The sequence below is a fragment of the Streptomyces sp. NPDC031064 genome, from assembly GCF_055570965.1.
Map to the genome: position 1 here is coordinate 178687 of NZ_JBVIGF010000008.1, position 21924 is coordinate 200610.

The 21924-nt window shown below is 73.2% G+C and carries 20 protein-coding genes; 8 read left to right on the forward strand and 12 right to left on the reverse strand.

The features are described from left to right. Positions 1-203 precede the first annotated feature (203 nt). From ACZ46W_RS27540 to ACZ46W_RS27550, 3 genes are read right to left on the reverse strand one after another with little or no spacing between them, the layout of a single operon-like run. Complete coding sequence (locus ACZ46W_RS27540; protein WP_468342815.1) at positions 204-1532, reverse strand: AAA domain-containing protein; 1329 nt, start codon at positions 1530-1532, stop codon at positions 204-206. Next, on the reverse strand, positions 1529-3118 hold the full coding sequence (locus ACZ46W_RS27545; protein WP_468342818.1) for a hypothetical protein: 1590 nt from the start codon (positions 3116-3118) through the stop codon (positions 1529-1531). The genes ACZ46W_RS27540 and ACZ46W_RS27545 overlap by 4 nt, the downstream gene beginning before the upstream one ends. Beyond that, positions 3109-4233 carry a hypothetical protein gene (locus ACZ46W_RS27550; protein WP_468342820.1) on the reverse strand — a complete coding sequence of 375 codons (1125 nt, stop codon included), beginning with the start codon at positions 4231-4233 and terminating at the stop codon, positions 3109-3111. The genes ACZ46W_RS27545 and ACZ46W_RS27550 overlap by 10 nt, the downstream gene beginning before the upstream one ends. A gap of 118 nt (positions 4234-4351) precedes the next feature. Between ACZ46W_RS27550 and ACZ46W_RS27555 the strand changes: the two genes are divergently transcribed. Beyond that, positions 4352-4948 carry a histidine phosphatase family protein gene (locus tag ACZ46W_RS27555; protein WP_468342823.1) on the forward strand — a complete coding sequence of 199 codons (597 nt, stop codon included), beginning with the start codon at positions 4352-4354 and terminating at the stop codon, positions 4946-4948. On the opposite strand, the gene ACZ46W_RS27560 is transcribed toward ACZ46W_RS27555, so the two are convergent. After that, positions 4945-6279, reverse strand: coding sequence for a tetratricopeptide repeat protein (locus ACZ46W_RS27560; protein ID WP_468342826.1), 1335 nt, complete (start codon positions 6277-6279; stop codon positions 4945-4947). The two genes, ACZ46W_RS27555 and ACZ46W_RS27560, sit on opposite strands and share 4 nt — an antisense overlap. A gap of 254 nt (positions 6280-6533) precedes the next feature. Here ACZ46W_RS27560 and ACZ46W_RS27565 point away from each other — a divergent pair, with 254 nt between their 5' ends. The 3 genes from ACZ46W_RS27565 to ACZ46W_RS27575 all read left to right on the forward strand — a co-directional run bounded on the left by ACZ46W_RS27565 (position 6534) and on the right by ACZ46W_RS27575 (position 8270). Next, the gene (locus tag ACZ46W_RS27565; RefSeq protein ID WP_468342829.1) at positions 6534-6983 is read left to right on the forward strand and encodes a hypothetical protein; all 450 of its coding nucleotides are present in this window, start codon (positions 6534-6536) and stop codon (positions 6981-6983) included. Positions 6984-7173: 190 nt separating this feature from the next. After that, positions 7174-8040 carry a spermidine synthase gene (locus tag ACZ46W_RS27570; protein ID WP_468342831.1) on the forward strand — a complete coding sequence of 289 codons (867 nt, stop codon included), beginning with the start codon at positions 7174-7176 and terminating at the stop codon, positions 8038-8040. A 101-nt stretch (positions 8041-8141) separates the two neighbouring features. Beyond that, positions 8142-8270: a hypothetical protein gene (locus ACZ46W_RS27575; protein ID WP_468342834.1), complete on the forward strand. Its 129-nt coding sequence runs from the start codon at positions 8142-8144 to the stop codon at positions 8268-8270. Positions 8271-8281: 11 nt separating this feature from the next. Here ACZ46W_RS27575 and ACZ46W_RS27580 read toward each other — a convergent pair whose 3' ends face one another. Then, positions 8282-8836, reverse strand: coding sequence for a hypothetical protein (locus ACZ46W_RS27580; protein WP_468342837.1), 555 nt, complete (start codon positions 8834-8836; stop codon positions 8282-8284). 69 nt (positions 8837-8905) lie between these two features. Here ACZ46W_RS27580 and ACZ46W_RS27585 point away from each other — a divergent pair, with 69 nt between their 5' ends. From ACZ46W_RS27585 to ACZ46W_RS27595, 3 genes are all read left to right on the forward strand, one after another. After that, on the forward strand, positions 8906-9595 hold the full coding sequence (locus ACZ46W_RS27585) for a response regulator transcription factor (RefSeq protein ID WP_468342840.1): 690 nt from the start codon (positions 8906-8908) through the stop codon (positions 9593-9595). After that, complete coding sequence (locus ACZ46W_RS27590) at positions 9592-10980, forward strand: HAMP domain-containing sensor histidine kinase (protein ID WP_468342842.1); 1389 nt, start codon at positions 9592-9594, stop codon at positions 10978-10980. The genes ACZ46W_RS27585 and ACZ46W_RS27590 overlap by 4 nt, the downstream gene beginning before the upstream one ends. 154 nt (positions 10981-11134) lie before the next feature. Beyond that, positions 11135-12604, forward strand: a complete 1470-nt coding sequence (locus tag ACZ46W_RS27595; RefSeq protein ID WP_468342845.1) for a glycoside hydrolase family 18 protein — start codon at positions 11135-11137, stop codon at positions 12602-12604. A gap of 70 nt (positions 12605-12674) precedes the next feature. Here the strand turns inward: ACZ46W_RS27595 and ACZ46W_RS27600 are convergent, their stop codons facing one another. The 7 genes from ACZ46W_RS27600 to ACZ46W_RS27630 all read right to left on the reverse strand — a co-directional run bounded on the left by ACZ46W_RS27600 (position 12675) and on the right by ACZ46W_RS27630 (position 20536). Further along, positions 12675-13472 (reverse strand): carbohydrate ABC transporter permease, encoded by a 798-nt coding sequence (locus ACZ46W_RS27600; RefSeq protein WP_468343403.1) that lies wholly within the window; start codon positions 13470-13472, stop codon positions 12675-12677. 17 nt (positions 13473-13489) lie between these two features. Beyond that, entirely contained in the window at positions 13490-14455 is a 966-nt protein-coding gene (locus ACZ46W_RS27605; RefSeq protein ID WP_468342848.1) for a carbohydrate ABC transporter permease, read from the reverse strand. A gap of 5 nt (positions 14456-14460) precedes the next feature. After that, positions 14461-15759: an ABC transporter substrate-binding protein gene (locus ACZ46W_RS27610; RefSeq protein WP_468342851.1), complete on the reverse strand. Its 1299-nt coding sequence runs from the start codon at positions 15757-15759 to the stop codon at positions 14461-14463. Positions 15760-15846: 87 nt separating this feature from the next. Beyond that, complete coding sequence (locus ACZ46W_RS27615) at positions 15847-17289, reverse strand: GH1 family beta-glucosidase (protein WP_468342854.1); 1443 nt, start codon at positions 17287-17289, stop codon at positions 15847-15849. Between the two features lie 60 nt (positions 17290-17349). Further along, the gene (locus tag ACZ46W_RS27620) at positions 17350-18192 is read right to left on the reverse strand and encodes a carbohydrate ABC transporter permease (RefSeq protein ID WP_468343406.1); all 843 of its coding nucleotides are present in this window, start codon (positions 18190-18192) and stop codon (positions 17350-17352) included. A gap of 2 nt (positions 18193-18194) precedes the next feature. Continuing rightward, positions 18195-19175 carry a carbohydrate ABC transporter permease gene (locus tag ACZ46W_RS27625; protein ID WP_468343409.1) on the reverse strand — a complete coding sequence of 327 codons (981 nt, stop codon included), beginning with the start codon at positions 19173-19175 and terminating at the stop codon, positions 18195-18197. A gap of 17 nt (positions 19176-19192) precedes the next feature. Beyond that, on the reverse strand, positions 19193-20536 hold the full coding sequence (locus ACZ46W_RS27630) for an ABC transporter substrate-binding protein (protein ID WP_468342857.1): 1344 nt from the start codon (positions 20534-20536) through the stop codon (positions 19193-19195). Positions 20537-20767: 231 nt separating this feature from the next. Here ACZ46W_RS27630 and ACZ46W_RS27635 point away from each other — a divergent pair, with 231 nt between their 5' ends. After that, entirely contained in the window at positions 20768-21820 is a 1053-nt protein-coding gene (locus ACZ46W_RS27635; protein WP_468342860.1) for a LacI family DNA-binding transcriptional regulator, read from the forward strand. Positions 21821-21924 lie beyond the last annotated feature (104 nt).

Sequence of the window (21924 nt, forward strand, 5' to 3'; positions counted from 1 at the left end):
GACGCCCCCGTCGTGATGGACCACCTTCCATTCTCCCGCCCGCCGCAAGTACGCCCTATGGCGCCCACGTGACGCGGTGTTCCGACAGGTGGGAGAGGACCGCGTGGTTGGCTTCCCAGCCGTCGGGGCTGTGTTCATGGCCGCCTCCGGCGGCGTGCCGGACTTCGTCCGGCGGGGTGGCGGTGCGGGGCGCGGGGGATCGGTCACGGGTGCCACACCACGCGGTGTTCCGACAGGTGGGAGAGGACCGCGTGGTTGGCTTCCCAGCCGTCGGGGAACTTCACCGTCACGCCCAGTTGGACCGGCTCCGTCGAGGGGTGCTCGTCCAGTAGGCCGGCGACGCCCGCGCGGCAGACGACGATGCAGGCGTGCCGGTGGCGGGAGGCCAGGACGCACAGGCGGCCGGTCTCCAGGTGGAAGGCCGTCGCGTCCGGGCGGCCCGACAGGGGGTGGAGGACGACCGTCACGTCGTACTCCCGCCCCTGGAGGCGGTTCGCCGTGTCGACCGTGACCCCCGCCACGCCCAGCTCCGCGAGCGCCGCCCGTACCGCCGCCGCCTGGTCGCGGTGGGCCGTGCCGACGGCGATCCGGTCGGGACCCAGCGGCACGGGGTGCTCCGAGCGCTCTGAAACGGCCGCCCCGCCCCGGTCCAGGAGCCGCCGCACCACCAGGGCCACCGCCCGTACCGCCTCCGGGTCGGTGCGTGGGGTGTGCCGGGCGGGCAGCTCCAGCAGGCCCCAGCCCGACTCGGCCGCCTCGTCCAGGACCCGGTCCGGGCCCGAACCGTCCGACGGCACGCCGAAGGCCAGCCGCCGGTCGCCGGGGCCCGTCCCGCTGCGGAACGGCGTGTACGGGTAGAACGCGTCCGACACCAGCGGCGCGGCCGACGCCGGCAGCCGCCAGGACACCGGCAGCCGGTGCTGCGGCAGGTCCGGGTTGTGGGCCAGCAGCGTCGAGACCGCGCTCGCGGACGGGTCGTACGACAGGCCCGCCCACTGCTCCGCGCCGACCACGCTGAACGGGTCCAACTGCCCCGGGTCGCCCACGAAAAGCGCCCGCTCGAACAGCCCCGCCACCGCCAGCAGCGCGTCCGACCGCATCTGGTACGCCTCGTCGACGATGGCGTGCCCCCACGGCTCGACGCCCTTCACGTGCGCCCACTTCGCGGCCGTCGAGATCACCACGTCCAGCCCGGCCAGGTCCGCCGCCTTCGCCGACTTGCGTACGTTGCCGAGGTCGTCGAGCGCCTTGTCGTACGGGTCCGAGTCGTTGCTGTGCAGCCGGCCCACCGGCAGCTCCGGCTCCTTCTCGGCGAGCCGCAGCACCAGGTCGTCGACCTGCGCGTTCGTCTGGGCGACCACCATCAGGGGGCGGCCGGCCGCCGCGAGCTCCAGCGCGGCGCGCACGACGAGGGTGGACTTGCCGGCGCCCGGGGGCGAGTCCACCACGACGCCCCGGGCCTCGCCGCGCAGCGTGTCGGCGAGGATGTCGCGGGTCGCCCGGTCGGCCTCCACCGAGGCGTTGAAGGTCACAGCAGGTCCTCCGGGGTCACGGCATCGGGGGTTTCGACCGCGTCGGGGCGGGGCGGGCCGCCGTGCGTCCACGGTGTCTCCTCCGGGTCCGGGAGCTTCGGGCCCACCCGCTGGTCGTGCTCGAACAGCGTCCACACCGCCCGGTCGCCCTTCTCCGGTACGGAGCCCTCCACCGGTTCCCTGGAGCGGCCCATCCGGTCCAGCAGCCGCAGCACCGGCGCCCCGTCCTCCTCGTACCGCACGAACTCCGCCGCCTGCGGCTTGCCGTCCAGCGAGCGGTACACCTTCACCCGCTCGCCCAGGTGCGGCCGGTCGTCCGTCCGCACCGTCAGCAGCGGCCGGGGCGAGGGCCGCTTCGATTCCGACCAGGCCATCGTCACGTCCACCACCTCGGCCACGAACGCCTCACCCGTAAGGCGCCGCCCCGCCATCACCAGCGGGTCGTCCAGCGCCTCCTGCGCCTCCAACTGCGCCTGCGCGCTCTCCCGTGCGGCCAGCTTGTTCGCCGCCGTCACGGCGTCGTCCCGGCGCGGCTGCGGCGGCTCGCCCGCCCGCACCCGGTCCCGGTGGCCGGTGAACGACCAGCGGTCGCGGGTCCACCGGTCCGCCACGCGCGCGCCCGGCGGCAGGGCGCGCAGCAGCCCGATCGCCCGCCACACGGCGTGCCAGGTCGGCTGGAGCTGGGTCAGGATCAGCCGCCGGATCTCCCGCTCGGCCCGGTGCAGCTCGCCCAGCCGCTCGTCGGCCGCCTCCCCGTCCTCCGCCGACGCCAGAGCCTGCCTCGCCCGGTCGTACCGCTCGATCGCGGGCGCCAGCAGCCGGTTGTCGAACGCCGGGTCGGTCGCCGGACCGGCGGGCGGGCACAGCAACTGCCCCTCCCGGTCCCGCGCCAGCTCGGCCCGCAGTGCCGCCTCCGCCCCCGACTCCCCCTCCGGGGGGTCGATCCAGGCGAGCAGCGCCCCCAGGTGCTGGTCCTCCAGCGAGGACTGGCCGGTCGCCCAGTGCCGGTTCAGCAGGTCGGTGGCCGCCGGCAGCAGCGACGAGCCCGGCACGCGGGCCCGCTCCCCGTAATGCGTCAGCCACCGGCCGAGCAGCGGCACGCGCGGCGGCGCCGGGAACGGCGTCTCCGGGTCCTGCTCGGCCGTGCGGCGGAACCGCATCGACCGGCCCAGCAGCCGTACGTACTCGATACCCGCGCGGCTCGGCACGACGAGCTGCGGCGCGTCCGCGCACAGCTCCACCTCGACCTTGACCTTCTTGCCGGTCTCCGGGTCCGTCTCGTTGCGCTCCGCCGCCTCGACGTCGTCCGCGTACCCCTCGATGTGCGGCAGGACCGCCTCGGCCAGGTCCGCGAGGAACCCGAACCGCAGGTCCCGGTCGCGCGGCTGCGGCACGACCAGCAGCCGGGGCTCCTCCGGGTCCGTCCCGACGAGCGCCCCCAGCGGCGCACCGGCCTCACCGGCGGTCGTCAGCGGTACGAGGACGAGGGGCCGCTCCGACAGGTGCCGGTGCCGCACGGTGGCCAGCGGCTGGGCGCGCCCGGACTCGACGGCCTCCAGCCTCGCGAGCGTGGAGATCAGCGACATGCGCCCACCGCCTCCAGCGATTCCGCCCGCAGCGCCGCCGCCCGCCGCAGCGCCGACACCGTCGGGTCGTCCGGGTCGCCGGACTCGCCGCGCGCCGCCGCCAGCACCGCGCCGACCGTCGTCAGCCCGCCCAGCTCGCCGCGCACCGAACGCCCCAGCGCCTCCACCGCGCCGGCCGCCCTGGCCCGGTCCCGGCAGTGGAACGCCAGCTCGCACGCCGCCAGGCACTCCGGCGCGTACGCGTGCGGAACCGTCTCCACCGCCGCCGCGAGCTGCTCCGCCGAGCACGCCTCCACATCGAAGGTCACCCCGTCGGGCAGCGCCGCCGCGATGTCCTCGATGCGGGTGAGGCGGGCGAGCTGCCGCCGTGTGACGGACAACTGCTTGCGTACGTCGACGACCGAACCGGTCGGCTGGTTGGAGAAGTCCCGGGGGCACACCAGCAACACCGAGTGCGCCACCCGGGCGCCGCCCGTGACGGCCGCGACCCGCTCCAGCGCCAGCACGTACACCGCGGCCTGCCGGGCCGCCGCGCCGACCTTCGCCGCGTCCGCCGAACCGTCGATCATCGGGAACGACTTGATCTCCACGACCGTCCACCGGCCGTCCGGGTGCACCACGACCGCGTCCGGCTCCAGATACGCGGGCGAACCGGCCACCTCCAGGGCCAGCATCGGGTGGTCCAGCAGCGCCCACGCCCCGGCCGCGGTCGCCTCCCGCAGCGCCAGCGCCGTCCGCGCCGCGCGGCCCTCGGGCCCGGCGGCCGCCAGGTCGGGGACCCGGACGTCCTCGAGCTCGGCCACGCCCAGCAGCCGCATCAGCTCCATGCCGCCGTCGGCCTTCACCTTCGCCTCGAAGGCATTGCCCCGCATGAACGCGAACTGCGACTGGCCGAAGCCGGACGGCGCCCCCAGCGCCGACGCCAGCGCGGCCTTGTCGACCCCGGCGCCGTCCAGCAGCGCCCGGCGCCGGCAGCCGGGATTGGCGGCCAGCGCCGCCAGCGCACGGGCGTCCAGCGGGCGCGGCGCGGTGGCCGGTCCGCGCAGCTCGGCGAGCTGGTGCCGCAGTGTCGTGTGCGGACGCCGAACCGGTCCGCTGCCCAGGGATTCGCTCACCCGCGGAAGTCTCGCATCCGGCACTGACAACCGGGGAGCGGACGCCCGCCCTCCAGGGCGCCGGAGCCCGTGCGCGATGATGGACGGACACCCCTCGCGAGACTTCAGGAGAGCCCCCATGGCACCGCGGATCCTGCTCGCCCGGCACGGTCAGACCGAATGGTCGCTGCTGGGCAAGCACACCGGCAGGACAGACATACCGCTGCTGGAGGAGGGCCGCCGGGGCGCGAAGCTGCTCGGTGAACGGCTCCACCGCGGGCCCTGGGACGGCCTGGCCGGTGTCGAGATCCGTACGAGCCCGCTGGCACGCGCGCGTGAGACCTGCGAACTGGCCGGCTTCGGCGACCGCGCCGAGCGCTGGGACGCGCTGATGGAGTGGGACTACGGCGCGTACGAGGGCATGACGCCCGCCGAGATCAAGGCGATCAAGCCCGACTGGTTCATCTGGCGCGACGGTGTGCCGGAGGGGGAGACCCTGGCGCAGCTCTCCGCCCGCGCGGACGAGGTCGTGGAGTGGGCGCGCTCGGCCGACCGTGACGTGCTGGTCTTCGCGCACGGCCACATCCTGCGCTCCATCGCCGCGCGCTGGCTGGGCGAGGACGTGTCGTTCGCGGCCCGTGTCCGCCTCGACCCGACGAGCCTGTCCGCCCTCGGGTGGGCCTACGGCGCCCCCGCGATCGAGCGCTGGAACGACACGGGGCACCTGGAGAGCTAGCGGGTCACCAGGGTCGCGTGACGGGTAACGAACCCCGTCACCACCGGGTTGCCCGGGTGCGGGGCGAGGAGCCGGACCGTCTCGGCCAGCATCGCGCGGATACGGCTCGACTGGACCTGGTCCAGCAGGTCCAGGACCCGTTCACCGGCCGCCGCGGCCTCCTCCGGGGAGCCGCCGCGTGCCAGGTCGGCCGCGAGCTGGGCGCGGTACAGCGCCAGGTTGCGGGTGAAGTGCGGGTTTTGGAGGACGATCGCCCGGTGCGAGTGCCGGGCGGCGCGCGACCAGTCGCCCAGGGCGGACCAGCACTGGGCCTCCAGCGCCTCCAGCTCCGGTTCGCCGAAGAACGACATCCACTCGGGGTCGGCGTCGCCCGGGCCGCGCCCGAAGAGGGTGTGCGCCCGGCCCAGGGCCTCCTCGCACGCGGCCCGGTCGCCCAGGCCCGCCCAGCCGCCCGCCTCCCGCAGCGCCAGCAGGGCCAGCAGCCGGGGCGAGGACAGGTGCTTGCCCGCCTGCTGCCCGGCCTGCGCCGCCCGGACCGCCTCGCGGTACCGGCCCGCGTCCCTGGCCAGGAACGACGTGTTGGAGAAGGCGTGCGCCTCCAGGGCGGGATCGCCCGCCACGCGCGCGGTGGCCAGGGCCTCGGCGTAGTGCGAGCGGGCGTCGTCCAGGCGGCCCGAGTCGTGTGCCAGCCACCCCACCGAGAGCGCCAGTTCGCCGGCGCCCGCGTGCATCCGGTCGGCGGTCGACTGGCGGGCCGCCGTGCCGGCGTCGAGCAGCGCGTAGGCGCTGCGCAGCGGCTCGGCGGCCATCCGGTACAGCCGGTCGGCGCCGTGCCGGTCGTCGAGCAGCCGGATCCGTCGCACCGCCTCCTCGACGGCGTTCACCTCGGCGTCGCCGAACCTGCCGCCGGCGCGCGGCGCGGGGACGGCGCCGCCGAGGCCGAGCGAGGCGGCCGCCAGGGTGGCGGTGCCGCTCGTCATGAATGCGCGACGCAGCACGTCGCTCTCCTCATCGTTCCGGATGGTGTTCTGTGGCGCCGGTGCGGCGGCGGCCGCGGCACGCGCCCCCCGGCCGCGTACGTGCTCCCGCGCCGTGAACCCCAGGTCCGTCAGGGACAGTCCGGGGAACATGTGCAGGAACACCCGCTCGTACGCGTAGTTGGGGCAGCGGATCTCGCCCGATTCCACGCGCCCGATGTAGCGGGCGTCGCACGCGACCTGTTCGCCGATCTCCCGGGCGGCCCGGCGGACCGCGGCGGCGAACTCCCCCGCGGAGCGCTGCCCGCGCAGTCGGCGGAAGGCGAGATTGGGAACTGCCCGTGACGACGCCATGGCCGAGCCCTCTCCTGCGTACTGCACTGCCGTTGTTCCGGCGGGGCAAGAACGTACCTGCTGTGACGGTCCGGCTACGCGCTGTTTGGCTACAAACGGGATATCTCACCCACGATCCGCCATGAACTGCCATCCTTTGCGGCGGCGTGCCGCCGTAGCCGTTGACGCGCATGGGCGTTGAACCATGTGGAGAGACGCAACGTGTCTCCATACGGGGACTCGAGCGAGGAGGGGACCCCTTGTTGGAGGTCGGCATGCAGGCGAACCCGCAATCCGGCGGTGCGTCAGGGACCACCGCGCAGCACTGGCCCACACCCGACGCGAGCGCCCCGCCCGGGGGCGAGCCCTGTGATCTGGTGACCGTCCCGGCCCGTCAGGGCCTCGAAGCGGTCGACATCCTGCGGCGCGGTGGCGCCCCCGTCGTCGGACCCGTGCTGCACGACGGGTCGTGCGACACCCTCGGCTTCCTGGTGCCGCCGGGCACCGCCGCCGGCTGGGACATGCCGGGCAGCGCCTGCACCCGGACCTCCGGGCGCGGCCTGCGGATCCCTCCTCTCCCCGGCGCCCAGCCGGAGCCCCCCGTCTCCGGCACCGGCTGGCTGCTGCCCCCGACCGACACCGGCCCGGTCACCGACCCCGTGGTCCTGCGCGAGGCGCTCGGCGAGGCCGCCCGCCTGATCGAGGCCGCCGACAACTGCCGTTAGGCCCCTCTCCGCCCCGCCCGGCCGGTCGCCCCGCCGGGCCGTTCGAGCGTGCCCGGCGCGGTCGGCCCGGCACGCCGGACGCCCGGCGTGGTCGGCCCGGCACGCCGGACGCCCGGCGTGGTCGGCCCCGCGCCCGTTGGCCTGGCGCGGTCCGGGCCGGGCTCCGGGGCCGAGCGCCGATAATGGGCGGATGGCAAGGAACAAGCGGCGTGGGCGTGCGGCGGCGGCCGAGGCCGTCGTCGAGGCCGTCGCCGGCGGGGTCGCCGAACTCATACCCGACCCGGAGCGCGCACGGGCCTGGACGCTGCTCATCGACGGGGCGCCCCAGTCGCACGTGGACCTCGACGACCCGGCCCGGCTGAGCTTCGCGTACCAGCGGCGCCTCGGCCATGTCGCCGACCTCGTCGCCCCGCCCGGCCGGCCCCTCCGGGTGGTCCACCTCGGTGGCGGTGCCTTCACCCTCGCCCGGTACGTGGCCGCCACCCGGCCCCGTTCCACTCAGCAGATCGTCGAGCTCGACGCGCCCCTCGTCCAGCTCGTGCGCCGCGAACTGCCGCTCGACCCGGCCGCCCGCATCCGGGTGCGCGGCGCCGACGCCCGCGCCGGGCTGGGCAAGTTGCCGGACGGCTGGGCGGACCTGGTCATCGCCGACGTCTTCAGCGGGGCCCGTACCCCCGCGCACCTCACCAGCACCGAGTTCCTCGCCGAGGTGCGGCGCGTCCTGGCACCCGGCGGGCACTACGCCGCCAACCTCGCCGACGGGCCGCCGCTGGCCCACGTGCGCGGCCAGGTCGCCACCGCCGCCGCCGTCTTCCCCGAGCTGGCGCTGGCCGCCGACCCGGCCGTGCTGCGCGGACGCCGCTTCGGCAACGCCGTGCTCGTCGCCTCCGACACCGCCCTGCCGGTCGCCGAACTGACCCGCCGGGTCGCGACCGACCCGCACCCGGGGAGGGTCGAGCACGGGCGGGGGCTGACCGACTTCACGGGCGGGGCGGTCGCCGTCACCGACGCGAGCGCCAAGGACTCACCCGTACCGCCCCCCTCGGTGTTCCGCTGAAGGCCGCAAAGGTCACGTCCGCATGGTGGACGCTTCCTTGCCGCAATGAGACGCCCTGGCGAAAATCGGTCAATTGTCCCCGATGGCAGAGAGAGGCACTCATGGGTACGCATGTCCATGTTCGCGTCCACCAGGGCATGGGCGTCTCCGAGAGCGGGGAGCTCATCGAGCACTACCACTGCCGCTGCGGCGCCACCTGGACGACGGCGTACCGGGTCGAGGAGGACTGAGCGCCCGGCGCTCAGCGCTCGCGCTCCTCGATCTGCACCGTCGGCGCGTGGTCGTGCCACGTGCAGAACACGTCGATCTCCTTGCCGTCCCGGCTGAACGTCACGCGGATGTACGTCGGCTGCTTCCACACCTGCATCTGCCAGCCAGACGCCGGGGTCGCCGAGACCAGCTCGGCGGACGAGGCGCCGATGTCGAAGGCCACCCGGCCGCCGTCGACCGTGTAGCTCTTCACGTCGCCGGTGCTCACGGGCGGCGTGGTCGGCGGCGGTGACGACCGGCGCGGCGGGGTGGCCGACGGCTCACGGTCCGGGGCGGCGGAGGACGCCGGGGGTGGCGTGGGGCTCGGCGTCCGGGACGGCTTCGGGCGCCGCGTGGAGGACGCCTGCGGCGCCACGCTCGGCGTCGTCGCCGCCGGGCGGTCGGCCGTGATCGGCAGGGCGCGCGGCGGGTCGTACGCCGTCCCCGCCATCACCGTGTGCACGCCCCACCACGACAGAGTGACCGCCGCGCCCGTGGCGAGCGACCACGCCATGGCATGTACGAGTCCTCTACGCATCCGGGCCATCCTGCACCACACGCCCCAGAGGTCAACACCGGTCCCCCTCATTCCGCCGTATGGCGTACGGTGCCGCCCATGGCAAGTGTGCTCGTGGTCGAGGACGACCAGTTCGTGCGCTCCGCCCTCATCCGGCACCTGACCGAGGCCTCCCACACCGTACGGAGCGTCGGCACGGCACTGGAGGCGCTGCGCGAGGTCGCCCATTTCCGCTTCGACGTCGTCATCCTGGACCTCGGACTGCCCGACCTGGACGGGTCCGAGGCGCTGAAGATGCTGCGCGGCATCACCGACGTACCCGTGATCATCGCCACCGCGCGGGACGACGAGGCCGAGATCGTCCGGCTCCTCAACGACGGCGCCGACGACTACCTCACCAAGCCGTTCTCGGTGGAGCACCTGTCCGCCCGGATGGCCGCGGTGCTGCGGCGCTCGCGCGCGGCCACCGGCGAGGCGCCCCCGAGCAGCGTCCTCCAGGTCGGCGGCCTCACCGTCGACCCGCTGCGGCGCCAGGCGGAACTGGACGGGGTGCGGCTGGACCTGACGCGCCGGGAGTTCGACCTGCTGGCCTTCCTCGCCGCACGGCCCGGCGTGGTCGTCCCGCGCAAGGAACTGCTCGCCGAGGTGTGGCAGCAGTCGTACGGGGACGACCAGACCATCGACGTACATCTGTCATGGCTGCGGCGGAAACTGGGCGAAACGGCCGCCAAGCCCCGCTACCTGCACACCCTTCGGGGCGTGGGGGTCAAGCTGGAGCCGCCGCTGTGAGGTGGGCGCTCGTCAAGGTGGCGCTGGCCGTCACGGTGATGGTCGTGGTGGCGTTCGCCGTGCCGCTGGGGCTCGTCATCAAGGAGATGGCCCGCGACCGGGCCTTCACCAACGCTGAACGGCAGGCCGCCGCCATCGGCACCTCCCTGTCCATCACCACCGACCGCGCCCAGCTCGACCGGGCCGTCGCCTCCACCCAGGCGGGCGCCGCCGGGCGCCTGGCCGTGCACATCCCGGCGTCGGGCGAACCGGGCAGCCGCCCCATGGAGATCGGCACCGGCCGGGCCACCGCGAAGGACCTGGCCACCGTCCAGCGCGTACCGCGCGCCTCCACCACCGAGGTCCCCGGCGGCTACGCCCTGCTCCAGCCGACCGCCATCAGCACCGGTCAGATCGCGATCGTCGAGGTGTACGTCCCCGAGGGCGAGGTCACCAACGGCCTCGCCACCGCCTGGCTGATCCTCGCCGGGGTGGGCGTCGCGCTGGTCGTCGGCTCCGTGGCCGTCGCCGACCGGCTCGGCATCCGCATGGTGCAGCCCGCCCAGCGGCTCGCCCACGCCGCCCACGACCTGGGCGAGGGCAAGCTCGGCGCCCGCGTTCCCGAGGACGGGCCTGCCGAGCTGAAGTCCGCCGCCATCGCCTTCAACTCGATGGCCGACCAGGTCGTCCAGCTCCTCGCCAACGAACGCGAGCTCGCCGCCGACCTCTCCCACCGGCTGCGCACGCCCCTGACGGTGCTGCGCCTCAACGCCGCCTCGCTCGGCGACGGGCCCGCCGCCGACCAGACACGGGCGGCCGTGGAGCAGTTGGAACGCGAGGTCGACACCATCATCCGCACGGCGAGGGAGGCCAAGCCGCAGACCCAGGCGACCGGGCCGGGCGCCGGGTGCGACGCCTCCGAAGTCGTGCGCGAACGCATGGACTTCTGGTCCGCGCTTGCCGAGGACGAGGGCCGCAAGGTGCGCCTGGCGGGCGTCGACCGGCCCGTACGCATCCCGGTCGCCCGCCCGGAGCTGGTCGCCGCGCTGGACGCGCTGCTGGGCAACGTCTTCCGGCACACCCCGGAGGGCACCGCCTTCTCCGTCGACGTCCACAACGGCGACGACGCCGTCATCGTCCTCGTCTCGGACGCGGGGCCCGGCATCGCCGACCCGGAGGCCGCCCTGGCGCGCGGCAACAGCGGGGCGCGGGACGGCTCGACGGGCCTCGGGCTGGACATCGTGCGGCGGGTCGCCGAGTCGACGGGCGGCGACGTCCGCATCGGGCGCTCGGTCCTGGGCGGTACGGAGGTCCGCGTGTGGATCGGCCTGGACGGGCGGCGCGCCACGACGGAGGGGCGGCGGCGCGGGCGCGGGGTGAGCCGGCGTCGCCGTGCCCATCATTGACCGCCGTGCCCATCATTAATCGGCTCCCATGGCTCCCTTAAGCAGAACCTAAGTTCCTCAACCGCCGTCCTGTAGTGAACATTTGTCCGTTTCCGGCTCGCTAGCGTGCTGCCGCACCACCAACCCCCCACAGCAGTACGGAGGCAGGCACGCGATGGGCAGCACGGGCAACAGGGCCACGCACCGGCGCAGGGCGAGCGGCAGGACCAGGGCGATCGGCGCGGTCGTGGCGGCCGGGGTGATCGGCGGCGCGGCGTTCGCGTTCACCGGCACCGCGCAGGCGGCGGCCGTCGGAGCCGCGTACACCAGGACCAGCTCCTGGGACGGCGGTTACACCGGTCAGTACGTCATCACCAACGAGACGGACAAGGCCCAGTCGGACTGGACCCTCGAATTCGACCTGCCCGCCGGCACGCAGATCGGCTCCCTGTGGAACGGCGACCACACCGTGGACGGGCAGCACGTCACCGTGAAGCCCGCGAGCTGGAACAAGGAGCTGGCCCCCGGCGCCTCCGTCACGGTCGGCTTCGTCACCAGCGCGGCGGGCAGGGCGGGCGACCCGGTGAAGTGCCTCATCGACAGGGCGACGTGCTCGGCCGACCCCGGGCCCACCCCCCAGCCCAGCGGCCGCCCGACGGAACAGCCCAAGCCGACGCCCACGCCGACGGCGACCACCAAGCCCACGCCCACCCCGACGGCGAGCACCCCCACCCCGCCGCCCGCACAGCAACCGGCCGCCCGGTTCGCCCCGTACGTCGACACCTCCCTCCACCCCGCGTACGACCTGCTCGACACCGCCGCCAAGACGGGCGTGAAGGAGTTCAACCTCGCCTTCATCACCTCCGGTGGCTCCTGCGCCCCCCTGTGGGGCGGGGTCACCGACCTGGCGAGCGACAAGGTCGCCGCCCAGATAGGCGCCCTGCGCGCCAAGGGCGGTGACGTGCGGGTGTCGTTCGGCGGCGCGGCGGGCCACGAGCTGGCGCTCAACTGCGCGAACGCCGATGACCTCGCCAAGGCGTACGGCAAGGTCGTCGACCGGTACGGGCTCACCAAGGTGGACTTCGACGTCGAGGGCGCGGCCCTGCCCGACACCGCGGCCAACACCCGCCGCGCCCAGGCCATCGCACAGCTCCAGAAGTCCCACCCGGGCCTGGACGTGTCCTTCACCCTGCCCGTCATGCCCGAGGGGCTGACCCAGCCGGGCGTGGACCTCCTCGCCGACGCCAAGAAGAACGGCGTGAGGATCGACGCCGTCAACATCATGGCCATGGACTACGGCCCGGCGTACAGCGGCGACATGGGCCAGTACGCCATCCAGGCCGCCACCGCCACCCAGGCGCAGATCAAGGGCGTCCTCGGGCTCTCCGACGCGGCCGCCTGGAAGACCGTCGCCGTCACCCCGATGATCGGCGTCAACGACGTCACCACCGAGATCTTCAAGGTCGACGACGCCACGCAGCTCGTCGACTTCGCGAAGTCCAAGGGGCTCGGGTGGCTGTCGATGTGGTCCTCGACCCGCGACAAGCAGTGCGCGGCCGGCGCCGTGAACCACGCGGACGCCACGTGCAGCTCGATCCTCCAGCAGCCGCTGGCCTTCACCAAGGCGTTCGCCGCCTACAACTGACCACCTGCCGAGCGCTCCGGCCGGGCCCGCCCCCCACCCGGCCGGAGCGCGCCCCATCCCGGCTCCCGGCTCAGCCCTTCACCGCGCCCTGCATGATGCCGCCGACGATCTGCCGGCCGAAGACCACGAACGCGAGCAGCAGCGGCAGCGTGCCCAGCAGCGCGCCCGCCATGATGACCGACTGGTCGGGGATGTAGCCGCGGCCGAGGGACGTGAGGGCCACCTGGACCGTCGGGTTGCTCTGGGTGAGGGCGATGATCGGCCAGAAGAAGTCGTTCCAGGCCATCACGAACGTCAGCATGGCCAGCACCGCCATCGCGGGCCGGGCCGCCGGGAAGACGACGTGCCACACCACCCGCAGGCCGCCCGCGCCGTCCACCCGGGCCGCCTCGATCAGCTCGGTGGGCAGCGCCCGCACCAGGTACTGGCGCATGAAGAACACCCCGAAGCCGCTCACCAGCGCCGGCAGGACCACGGACTGGAGCCGGTCCGTCCAGGAGAGTTCGGCGACCAGCATGAACAGCGGGACGACACTGAGCTGCGGCGGCACCGTCATCGTGCCGATCACCAGCAGCAGGAGCACGTTCTTGAAGCGGAACCGCAGCTTGGCGAAGGCGAAACCGGCGAGCGTGGAGAACAGGACCGTGCCCGCCGCGACCGTGCCCGCCACGATCGTCGTGTTGAGCAGCGCCAGGCCCATGTCGGCGTCGGTCCAGGCGATGCCCAGGTTCTTGAGGAGATTGCCGCCGAACCAGAAGGGCGGCGGTGTCCGCGCCAGCCGGCCGTTGCTGCTGGACGCCGCGATCGCCGTCCACACGAGCGGGAACAACGACAGCACGGCGAAGACGACGAGCACGGCGTACGTCATCCAGCCCGGACGAGCCCTCAACCCGACCTCCTCCTCCGGTAGGCGTTGATCAGTGCGACGGCCGCCCCGAGGAGGACGAGGATCAGGAACATCGCCCACGCGATCGCCGAAGCGCGGCCCAGGTGCAGGTTCACCCAGCCCTGCTCGTACAGGTACAGCCCGAGCGTCTGGAACTGGTGCTCCGAGCCGCCCGTCGCGCCCGCGCTGCCGTTGAACAGCAGCGGCTCCCCGAACAACTGGGTGGCGCCGATTGTCGACACGACGCACGTGAACAGGATCGTCGGCCGCAGCGACGGCACCGTCACGTGCACGAACTGCCGCCACCGCGAGGCGCCGTCCAGCGCCGCCGACTCGTACAGCTCGCCGGGCACGGCCTGCATCGCGGCGAGGTAGATCAGCGCGTTGTAGCCGGTCCACCGCCAGATGACGATCGTCGACACCGCGATCTGGGAGGTCCACCGGCCGTTCTGCCAGTCCACCGGGTCGATGCCGACGAACCCCAGCGCCCAGTTGACGAAGCCGAAGTCCCGGCCGAACAGCAGCACGAACACGAGCGTCGCGGCCGCGACGGACGTGGCGTACGGAGTGAGGGCGACGACGCGGAAGAACATCGAGCCGCGCAGCCGGTGGTGGAGCAGGTGCGCGATGCCGAGGGCCATCAGCAACTGCGGGACGGTGGACAGCAGCCCGATGGTGACCGTGTTCCCGAGGGCGTTCCAGAAGAACTCGTCCTCCAGCAGGCGGGAGAAGTTGCGCAGCCCCACCCACTCCATGTCGGTGGGCGCGGTCAGCTCCACCCGGTGCAGCGAGGCCCAGCCGGTGTACAGGAGCGGGAAGAGCCCGAACGCGGCGAAGAGGACGAAGAACGGCGCGATGTACGCGTACGGGGTCCACCGCGCGCCCCACCGGCGCGTGCGCCCGCGCGGGGCGATCCGCTCCACGCGGGGCTCCGGCAAGGGGGTCGTCGTCGTGTCGCTCGCCATGGCGCTCACAGGTCCAGTGCGTTGTCGATGGTCCTGACCGCCTCGTCCCAGCCGTCCTCGGGCCGCCGGCCCTTCTGGTCCACCTGGAGCATGCCGACGTCGGCCAGGTTCTGCGCGATGACCAGGTCCTTCGGGCCGAGGACCGTCACCGGGACGCCCTGAGCGGCACGGGTGTAGATCCGGCCGATCGGGGCGTCGCCGAAGTACGGGTGCCTCGCCCCCGCGACGGCCGGGAGGGCGTGGGCGGCGGACGCGCTGGGGAAGCTGCCGCGCCGCTGGAACAGCTTGGCCTGCTGCGCGGGCGCCGTCAGCCAGGCCGCCAGCCGCGCCGCCTCCGCCCGGTGCTCGCCCGACCTCGGTACGACCAGGAAGGAACCGCCCCAGTTGCCGGGCCGGGGCGCGGCCGCCACGTCCCACTTGTCCTCGCCCGCCGGGCCCGCCTTGTCCTCGATGTAGCCGAGCATCCAGGCGGGGCAGGAGACGGTGGCGAACGTGCCGTTCGCGAACGCCTGGTCCCAGGCGGGCGTGAACTGCTGGAGCCGGGCCGTCAGCCCCTCGGTGGCGAACGAGGCGGCGATGTCCCACGCCTCGCGCACGGCCGGGTTCGTCTTGTAGACGACGGTGCCGTCCTCGTCGTAGTACCGCCGGGCGCTGCTGCCGGTGATGGCCGACAGGACGCCCGAGGCCGAGTCGGTGAACGCGGTGCCCGCCGGGGCCTTCGCCCGGTACCGCTTGCCCGTCTCCAGGAACTTCCGCCAGTGGCCCGCCCAGAGCCGGCCCACCGCCTCCCGGTCGGTCGGCAGCCCGGCCCCGGCGAAGAGGTCCTTGCGGTAGCAGACGCCCTGCGGCCCGATGTCGGTGCCGAGCCCGACCGTGCGGCCGTCCCTCGTGGTGGCCTGCGCCCACTTCCACGGCAGGAAGTCCTCCCGGCGCACCCCGGGCGCGCTGCCGAGGTCCTCCAGCTTGTCCGCCTGGGTGGCCGTGACCTCCGCGATGTTGATCGCCTCGACGGCCTGGATGTCGGCCAGGCCGCTGTCGGAGACCAGGTGGGTGAGGAGCTGCGGGTAGTAGTTCTCGTTGCGCTGGATGGACGTCTGCTCGATGACGACGTCCTTGTGCAGCCTCATGTACTCGGCGTAGAGCCCGGCCTCCTCGTACCCGAACGTCCCGAACAGGCCCACGGTCAGCGTGGTCCGGCCGGCCGGGTCGCCGTGGGCGCAGCCGGCGGCCGGGGCCGCGCCGAGCGCCACGACGGCCGCGAGCAGCAGGGCCCGCCTCCGGAACCGGCGGATGTGTGCGCGCATGAGCCGATTCTGTACGCAAACGGGAGCGCGACGCGCCGAGGCGCCCGGGCCGGCCCGGGCGCCTCGGCCTGAACCCACCGGTGCCGGTTACGCCCCGTCGAGCGCGGGCAGTTCACCGGAACGGGCCACGCGCGCGTACCAGTGGGCCGTGGACTTCGGCGTACGCCGTTGCGTGTCGTAGTCGACGTGCACCGCGCCGAACCGCTTCGCGTAGCCGTACGCCCACTCGAAGTTGTCCAGCAACGACCACAGGAAGTACCCGCGCACGTCCGCCCCGTCGGAGATCGCCCGGTGCACCGCGTCCAGGTGGCCGTGCACGTACGCGAGGCGCTCCGGGTCGTGGACCGAGCCGTCGGCGGCCACCTCGTCCTCGTACGCCGCGCCGTTCTCGGTGATCAGCAGCGGCAGGCCCGGGTACTCACCGGCCACCCGCAGCAGCAGGTCGTACAGGCCCGTCGGGTCGACGGCCCAGCCCATCGCGGTCCGCTCGCCGGGCGGCTGGTGGAAGGCGACGTCCTCCGAGCCCGGCCAGGGTGAGTACGCGCTGGCGCCGTGGCCGTCGTCGCGCGGCCCTTCGGCGCCCTCGCGGGCCGCCGCCACCACGGTGGGCGTGTAGTAGTTGATGCCCAGGGTGTCCAGGGGCTGGTGGATGTCGGTGAGGTCGCCGGGACGGATGAACCCCCAGTCGGTGAGGTGGGCGGTGTCCCGCACCAGGTCGTCCGGGTAGGCGCCGTTCAGCATGGGCCCGAGCCAGATCCGGTTGCCCACCGCGTCGATCCGGCGCACCGCGTCCAGGTCCACGGGCGCCGAGGTGAGCGGCCGCAGCTCGTGCAGGTTCAGCGAGACGGACATCTCCGCGCGCGGCGGCAGCGCGGCGCGCAGCGCCCGGACCGCCAGCCCGTGCCCCAGGTTCAGGTGGTGGGCGGCGCGCAGGGCGGCGACCGGGTCGGTGCGCCCCGGGGCGTGGACGCCGGAGCCGTACCCGAGGAAGGCGCTGCACCAGGGCTCGTTGAGGGTGGTCCAGCGGCCGACGCGGTCACCGAGCGCGCCGGCGACGATCCCGGCGTACTCGGCGAACCGCTCGGCCGTGGCCCGGTGCGGCCAGCCGCCCGCGTCCTCCAGCTCCTGCGGCAGGTCCCAGTGGTACAGGGTCAGGACCGGCTCGATGCCGTGCGCGAGCAGGTCGTCCACCAGCCGGCGGTAGAAGTCCAGGCCCTTCTGCACGGCGGGGCCGCGCCCGGTCGGCTGCACCCGCGACCAGGAGACGGAGAAGCGGTACGCGCTCAGCCCCAGGTCCGCCATGAGCGCCACATCGTCACGGAACCGGTGGTAGTGGTCGACCGCCACATCGCCCGTATGGCCCTCGAAGACCTTCCCGGGCGTACGGGAGAAGGTGTCCCAGATGGACGGGGTACGGCCGTCCTCGGCCGCCGCCCCCTCGATCTGGTACGCGGCGGTGGCCGCGCCCCACAGGAAACCGGGCGGAAACCGGCGGGTCGCCGTCAGCGGCAGGGAATCGGACGCAGTCATACGGGAGCGCTCCCAACGCAGAATGAGAATGGTGGTACGTACGGAATCGACCGCGCGCGGTCAGCTCTTGACCGCGCCCGAGGTGATGCCACCCACGATGTGCTTGCCGAGCACCGCGAACACCAGCAGCAGCGGCAGGGTGGAGAGCAGCGCGCCGGTCAGCACGATCGCCTGGTTGACGGTGTGGTTCCCCGAGCCGAGCCCGGCCAGCGCCACCTGGAGCGTCGGATCGCCGTCCGGCGTCAGCGCGATGAACGGCCAGAAGAAGTCGTTCCAGGCCTGCACGAAGACCAGCATGCCCAGCACGGCCATGGCGGGCCGCGCCACCGGGAAGACGACGTGCCAGATGATCCGCAGGCTGTGCGCCCCGTCCACCCGCGCCGCCTCCACCAGCTCCACGGGCAGCGCCTCCAGCAGGTACTGGCGCATGAAGAACACCCCGAACGCCGCCACCAGCGACGGCAGCACCACCGACTGGAGCTGGTCCACCCACCCCAGGTCGGTGATGATCCGGTACAGCGGGATCACGCTGAGCTGCGGCGGGATCGTCATCGTCGCCACCACCAGCGCCAGCAGTACATTGCGGCCCCGGAACGGCAGTTTGGCGAAGGCGAAACCCGCGAGCGTGGAGAAGACCACCGTCGACACCGCCACCAGCCCGGCCACCACCGTGGTGTTGACCAGCGCCTCACCCATGTCCACCTGGTTCCAGGCGAAGGTGAGGTTGTCCAGGAGGTGCGGTCCCGGCAGCAGCGGCGCCGGAGCCGCCACGACCCGCTCACCGGTGTGCGAGGCGGCGACGAGGTTCCAGTACAGCGGGAAGAGCGAGACCAGGGTGGCCAGCCCCAGCAGGACGTACGTCAGCGGCCCGGCGTGGTGCTGACGCCCCGCCACCTGCTTCATCTTCACGCCGTCTCCCTGTTCAGCTTGGCGATGAGCAGCCGGACGGCACCGATCACCAGCAGGATCAGCAACATCACCCACGCGATGGCGGACGCCTGCCCCAGCGCCCCGGTCACCCAGCCCTTCTCGTACATCAGCAGGCTCAGCGTCTGGAACTGGTTCCCGCTGCCGCCGCTCACCCCGAGGCTCCCGCCGTACAGCATCGGCTCACCGAACAACTGGGTCGCGCCGATCGTCGACACCACGATGGTGAACAGGATGGTCGGACGGATCGACGGAATGGTCACACTGACGAACTGCCGCCAGCGCGACGCCCCGTCCAGCGAGGCGGCCTCGTACAGGTCCTGGGGCACGGCCTGCATGGCGGCGAGGTAGATGAGCGCGTTGTAGCCGGTCCACCGCCAGATGACGATCACCGAGATCGCGACCTGGGCCGGCCACTTGGACGACTCCCAGTCGACCGGCTGGAACCCGACCCACCCCAGCACGGTGTTGATCAGCCCGTAGTCGCTGTTGAACAACTGGGCGAAGACCAGCGTCGCGGCGGCGATCGACGTGGCGTACGGCGCCAGGACCGCGACCCGGAAGAACCCCCGGCCGCGCAGTCGGTAGTTGAGCAGGTGGGCCAGCCCCAGCGCCATCAGCAACTGCGGGACGGTGGAGATGACGCCGATGGTGAACGTGTTCGCCAGCGCGTTCCAGAAGAAGTCGCTGTCCCACAGACCCGTGTAGTTGCCGAAGCCGCGCCACTCCGCCTCCCCGCCCAGCTCCACGCGGTGCAGCGAGAGCCAGCCCGTGTAAACGAGGGGGAAGAGCCCGAAGGCGGCGAAGCAGAGGAAGAACGGCGAGACGAACGCGTACGGGGACGCCTTGAGGTCCCACCGGTAGAGGCGACTGCGCCAGTCGGCCCCGGGGGTCCCGCGGGCGGCGGGCGGATCGGGCGGTGGCACGCGGTCGGCCGCCGCGCGGACGGAGGTGGCCACGGGGGCGTCCTTCCAGGTCACGGGTCGATCTTGTCGTCGATCAGCTTCCTGACGTTCTCCCAGGCCGCGTCCGGCGCCGTCCCGCGCTGCTCGATGTCGAGGATGCCGTTGTCGGTGATGAACGTCTTCACCTGGCCGTCGTAGCGGCTGACCGGCGCGGGCGTGATGCCGGCCGCGGCCTCCGAGTAGATCCTGCCGACGGGCGTGTCACCGAAGTACGGGATCTTGGCGTTCTGCACGGCCGCCGAGGCGAGCGTCTCCTTGGTGGACGGGATGTTGCCGTTGACGCCGAACACCTTGGCGTGCTGTTCGGGCGCCGTCAGCCAGGCGGCGAGCTTGGCGGCCTCCGCCGTGTGCTTGCCCGCCTTCGGTACGGCGAGGAAGGAGCCGCCCCAGTTGCCGGCGACCGGTGGGCTCGCGATGTCCCACTTGCCCTTGTTGGCCGGTCCGGCCTGGTCCTTGATGATGCCGGTCATCCAGCTCGGGCAGGCCACGGTGGCGAACCGGGAGTTCTTGAACCCGGCGTTCCAGGTGCCCTTCTCGTCGAACTGCCGCAGCTTGGCGGTGATCCCGCCCTGTGCGGCCTCGACGGCCAGGTCCCAGGCTTTGCGCACACCCGGGCTGTTCTCGTAGTCGAGCTCGCCCTCGGCGTTGGCGTACTGCTGCGGCTGGCTGGAGAGCACGGCGTTGAACAGGCCGCTCGCGGAGTCGTGGAACGCGGTCCCGGCCGGGGCGTTCTTCTGGTACGTCCTGCCGGTGGCGACGAACTTCGCCCAGTCGCCCGCCCACAGCTTGGCGACCTCGGTGCGGTCCGTGGGGAGCTTGGCCTTGGCGAAGAGGTCCTTGTTGTAGCAGATGGCCATCGGCCCGATGTCCGTCCCGAGGCCGATGACCCTGCCGTCGGCCGTCGTCGCCTGCTTGACCTTCCAGTCGAGGAAGGCGGAGGTGTCCGCGCCGCCGGTCCTGGACAGGTCCACCCACTTGTTCGCCATGGTGGGTCCGATGGCCTCGGCGATGTAGCCGACCTCGATGGCCTGGATGTCGGCGAGGCCGCTGTTGCGGGAGAGGCGCAGTTTCAGCGTGTCCCAGTACTTCTGGCCGTCGGCGACGTTCGACTCGACGATCGTGATGTGCGGGTTGAGCTTTTCGTACTCGGCGTAGAGCTTGGCGCCGTTCTCGTCGTCGTAGCCGAAGGAACCGAAGGTTCCTATGCGCAGGGTGATCTTCTCGTCGCCGGTGGCCCCGCCGGAGCCACCGCCGTCGCTGCTGCATCCGGTGATCAGGGCCGCGCCGGCGATGAACGCCGCGACGGCCGCGGATGCGGGGCGGCGGCGGCCGCGGGTACTTCTGGAAGTGCGCATTCCACTCTCCTCGTCCGGTGGTGGGAGCGCTCCCACCGCGCCATGCCCGGAAGGTTGCTGCCTGCCGGGTACGGGTGTCAAGGCGCGTGCGCAAAGTCGTCGGTGGCGGCCGGCGGTGCTTTCCTCTACGGTGGGAGCGCTCCCATGACGGGTTTGCGAACCGGTACTCCCGCTCGCCGCCGCGGAGGGGCACCCTCTAGGTTGACGACAGCCACCGGCTTTCGATGTTCGATGCTCAAGGTTCGATGGGAGACCGATGCGGTGAGTGGACGGCAGACCGGCAGGCCCACGCTGGAGGAGGTCGCGGCCCGGGCGGGTGTCGGGCGCGGCACCGTGTCCCGGGTGATCAACGGGTCGCCGCGGGTCAGCGACCGGGCGAAGGAGGCGGTCGGCCAGGCCATCGCCGAGCTGGGGTACGTCCCCAACCGCGCCGCCCGTGCGCTGGCCGGCGCCCGCACGGACGCCATCGCCCTGGTGATACCCGAGACCGAGGCCCGTCTGTTCGCCGAGCCGTACTTCCTCGACATCATCAGGGGCGTCAGCGCCGAACTCGCGGACGCGGACATGCAGCTCCTGCTGACGCTGATCCGGTCCAGCAAGGAGCGGCAGCGGTTCGAGCAGTACCTGTCCGCCCAGCGGGTGGACGGTGTGCTGCTGGTGTCCATCCACGGGGACGACCCGCTGCCGGACCTCGCGCGGGAACTGGGCCTGCCCGCCGTGCTGAACGGCCGCCGGTCCGGCGACGAGCCCGTGGCCTACGTCGACTCCGACAACGTGGGCGCCGGCCGCTCGGCCGTCGACCACCTCACCGGGCGGGGCCGCCGCCGGATCGCGACCATCACGGGACCGCTCGACATGTACGTGGCACGCTGCCGCCTCGACGGCTACCGCCAGGGCATCGAGGCGGCGGGCCTCCCGGCCGACGACCGGCTGGTCGCCGCCGCCGACTTCACCGAGGAGGGCGGCCGCCGCGCCATGCGGGAGCTGCTGGACCGCTGCCCCGACGTGGACGGCGTCTTCGCCGCCTCGGACGTCATGGCGGCGGGCGCCCGGAGCGTGCTGCGCGAGGCGGGCCGGCGCGTCCCCGACGACGTGGCGCTCATCGGCGTCGACGACTCGGCGGTGGCCCGCCTCATGGACCCGCCGCTCACGAGCGTGCGCCAGCCGATCGAGGAGATGGGCCGCCGCATGGCCCGCGTACTGCTCCAGGAGATCACCGGCACCGGCACCGAGCCGAGCCAGGTCGTCCTGCCGACGGAACTGGTGGTCCGCGACTCGACGTGACGCGGGGCAGCCCCTCGGGGCGGGCGTTTCGTTCACGTTGGCCGTGTGGGCCGGCCCGGGTGGGCGGTGTCTTACCGGACCGGGTCCGCCCCCGGTGGCCGTGA

Bases quoted from the DNA above. Each gene is read 5' to 3' on its own strand.
- ACZ46W_RS27605 (WP_468342848.1), bottom strand. From the start codon at position 14,455: ATGGCGAGCGACACGACGACGACCCCCTTGCCGGAGCCCCGCGTGGAG.
- ACZ46W_RS27595 (WP_468342845.1), top strand. From the start codon at position 11,135: ATGGGCAGCACGGGCAACAGGGCCACGCACCGGCGCAGGGCGAGCGGC.
- ACZ46W_RS27580 (WP_468342837.1), bottom strand. From the start codon at position 8,836: ATGGCCCGGATGCGTAGAGGACTCGTACATGCCATGGCGTGGTCGCTC.
- ACZ46W_RS27555 (WP_468342823.1), top strand. From the start codon at position 4,352: ATGGCACCGCGGATCCTGCTCGCCCGGCACGGTCAGACCGAATGGTCG.
- ACZ46W_RS27635 (WP_468342860.1), top strand. From the start codon at position 20,768: ATGCTCAAGGTTCGATGGGAGACCGATGCGGTGAGTGGACGGCAGACC.
- ACZ46W_RS27600 (WP_468343403.1), bottom strand. From the start codon at position 13,472: ATGACGTACGCCGTGCTCGTCGTCTTCGCCGTGCTGTCGTTGTTCCCG.
- ACZ46W_RS27575 (WP_468342834.1), top strand. From the start codon at position 8,142: ATGGGTACGCATGTCCATGTTCGCGTCCACCAGGGCATGGGCGTCTCC.
- ACZ46W_RS27560 (WP_468342826.1), bottom strand. From the start codon at position 6,279: ATGGCGTCGTCACGGGCAGTTCCCAATCTCGCCTTCCGCCGACTGCGC.
- ACZ46W_RS27610 (WP_468342851.1), bottom strand. From the start codon at position 15,759: ATGCGCGCACACATCCGCCGGTTCCGGAGGCGGGCCCTGCTGCTCGCG.
- ACZ46W_RS27570 (WP_468342831.1), top strand. From the start codon at position 7,174: ATGGCAAGGAACAAGCGGCGTGGGCGTGCGGCGGCGGCCGAGGCCGTC.
- ACZ46W_RS27630 (WP_468342857.1), bottom strand. From the start codon at position 20,536: ATGCGCACTTCCAGAAGTACCCGCGGCCGCCGCCGCCCCGCATCCGCG.
- ACZ46W_RS27620 (WP_468343406.1), bottom strand. From the start codon at position 18,192: ATGAAGCAGGTGGCGGGGCGTCAGCACCACGCCGGGCCGCTGACGTAC.
- ACZ46W_RS27545 (WP_468342818.1), bottom strand. From the start codon at position 3,118: ATGTCGCTGATCTCCACGCTCGCGAGGCTGGAGGCCGTCGAGTCCGGG.
- ACZ46W_RS27565 (WP_468342829.1), top strand. From the start codon at position 6,534: ATGCAGGCGAACCCGCAATCCGGCGGTGCGTCAGGGACCACCGCGCAG.
- ACZ46W_RS27585 (WP_468342840.1), top strand. From the start codon at position 8,906: ATGGCAAGTGTGCTCGTGGTCGAGGACGACCAGTTCGTGCGCTCCGCC.
- ACZ46W_RS27615 (WP_468342854.1), bottom strand. From the start codon at position 17,289: ATGACTGCGTCCGATTCCCTGCCGCTGACGGCGACCCGCCGGTTTCCG.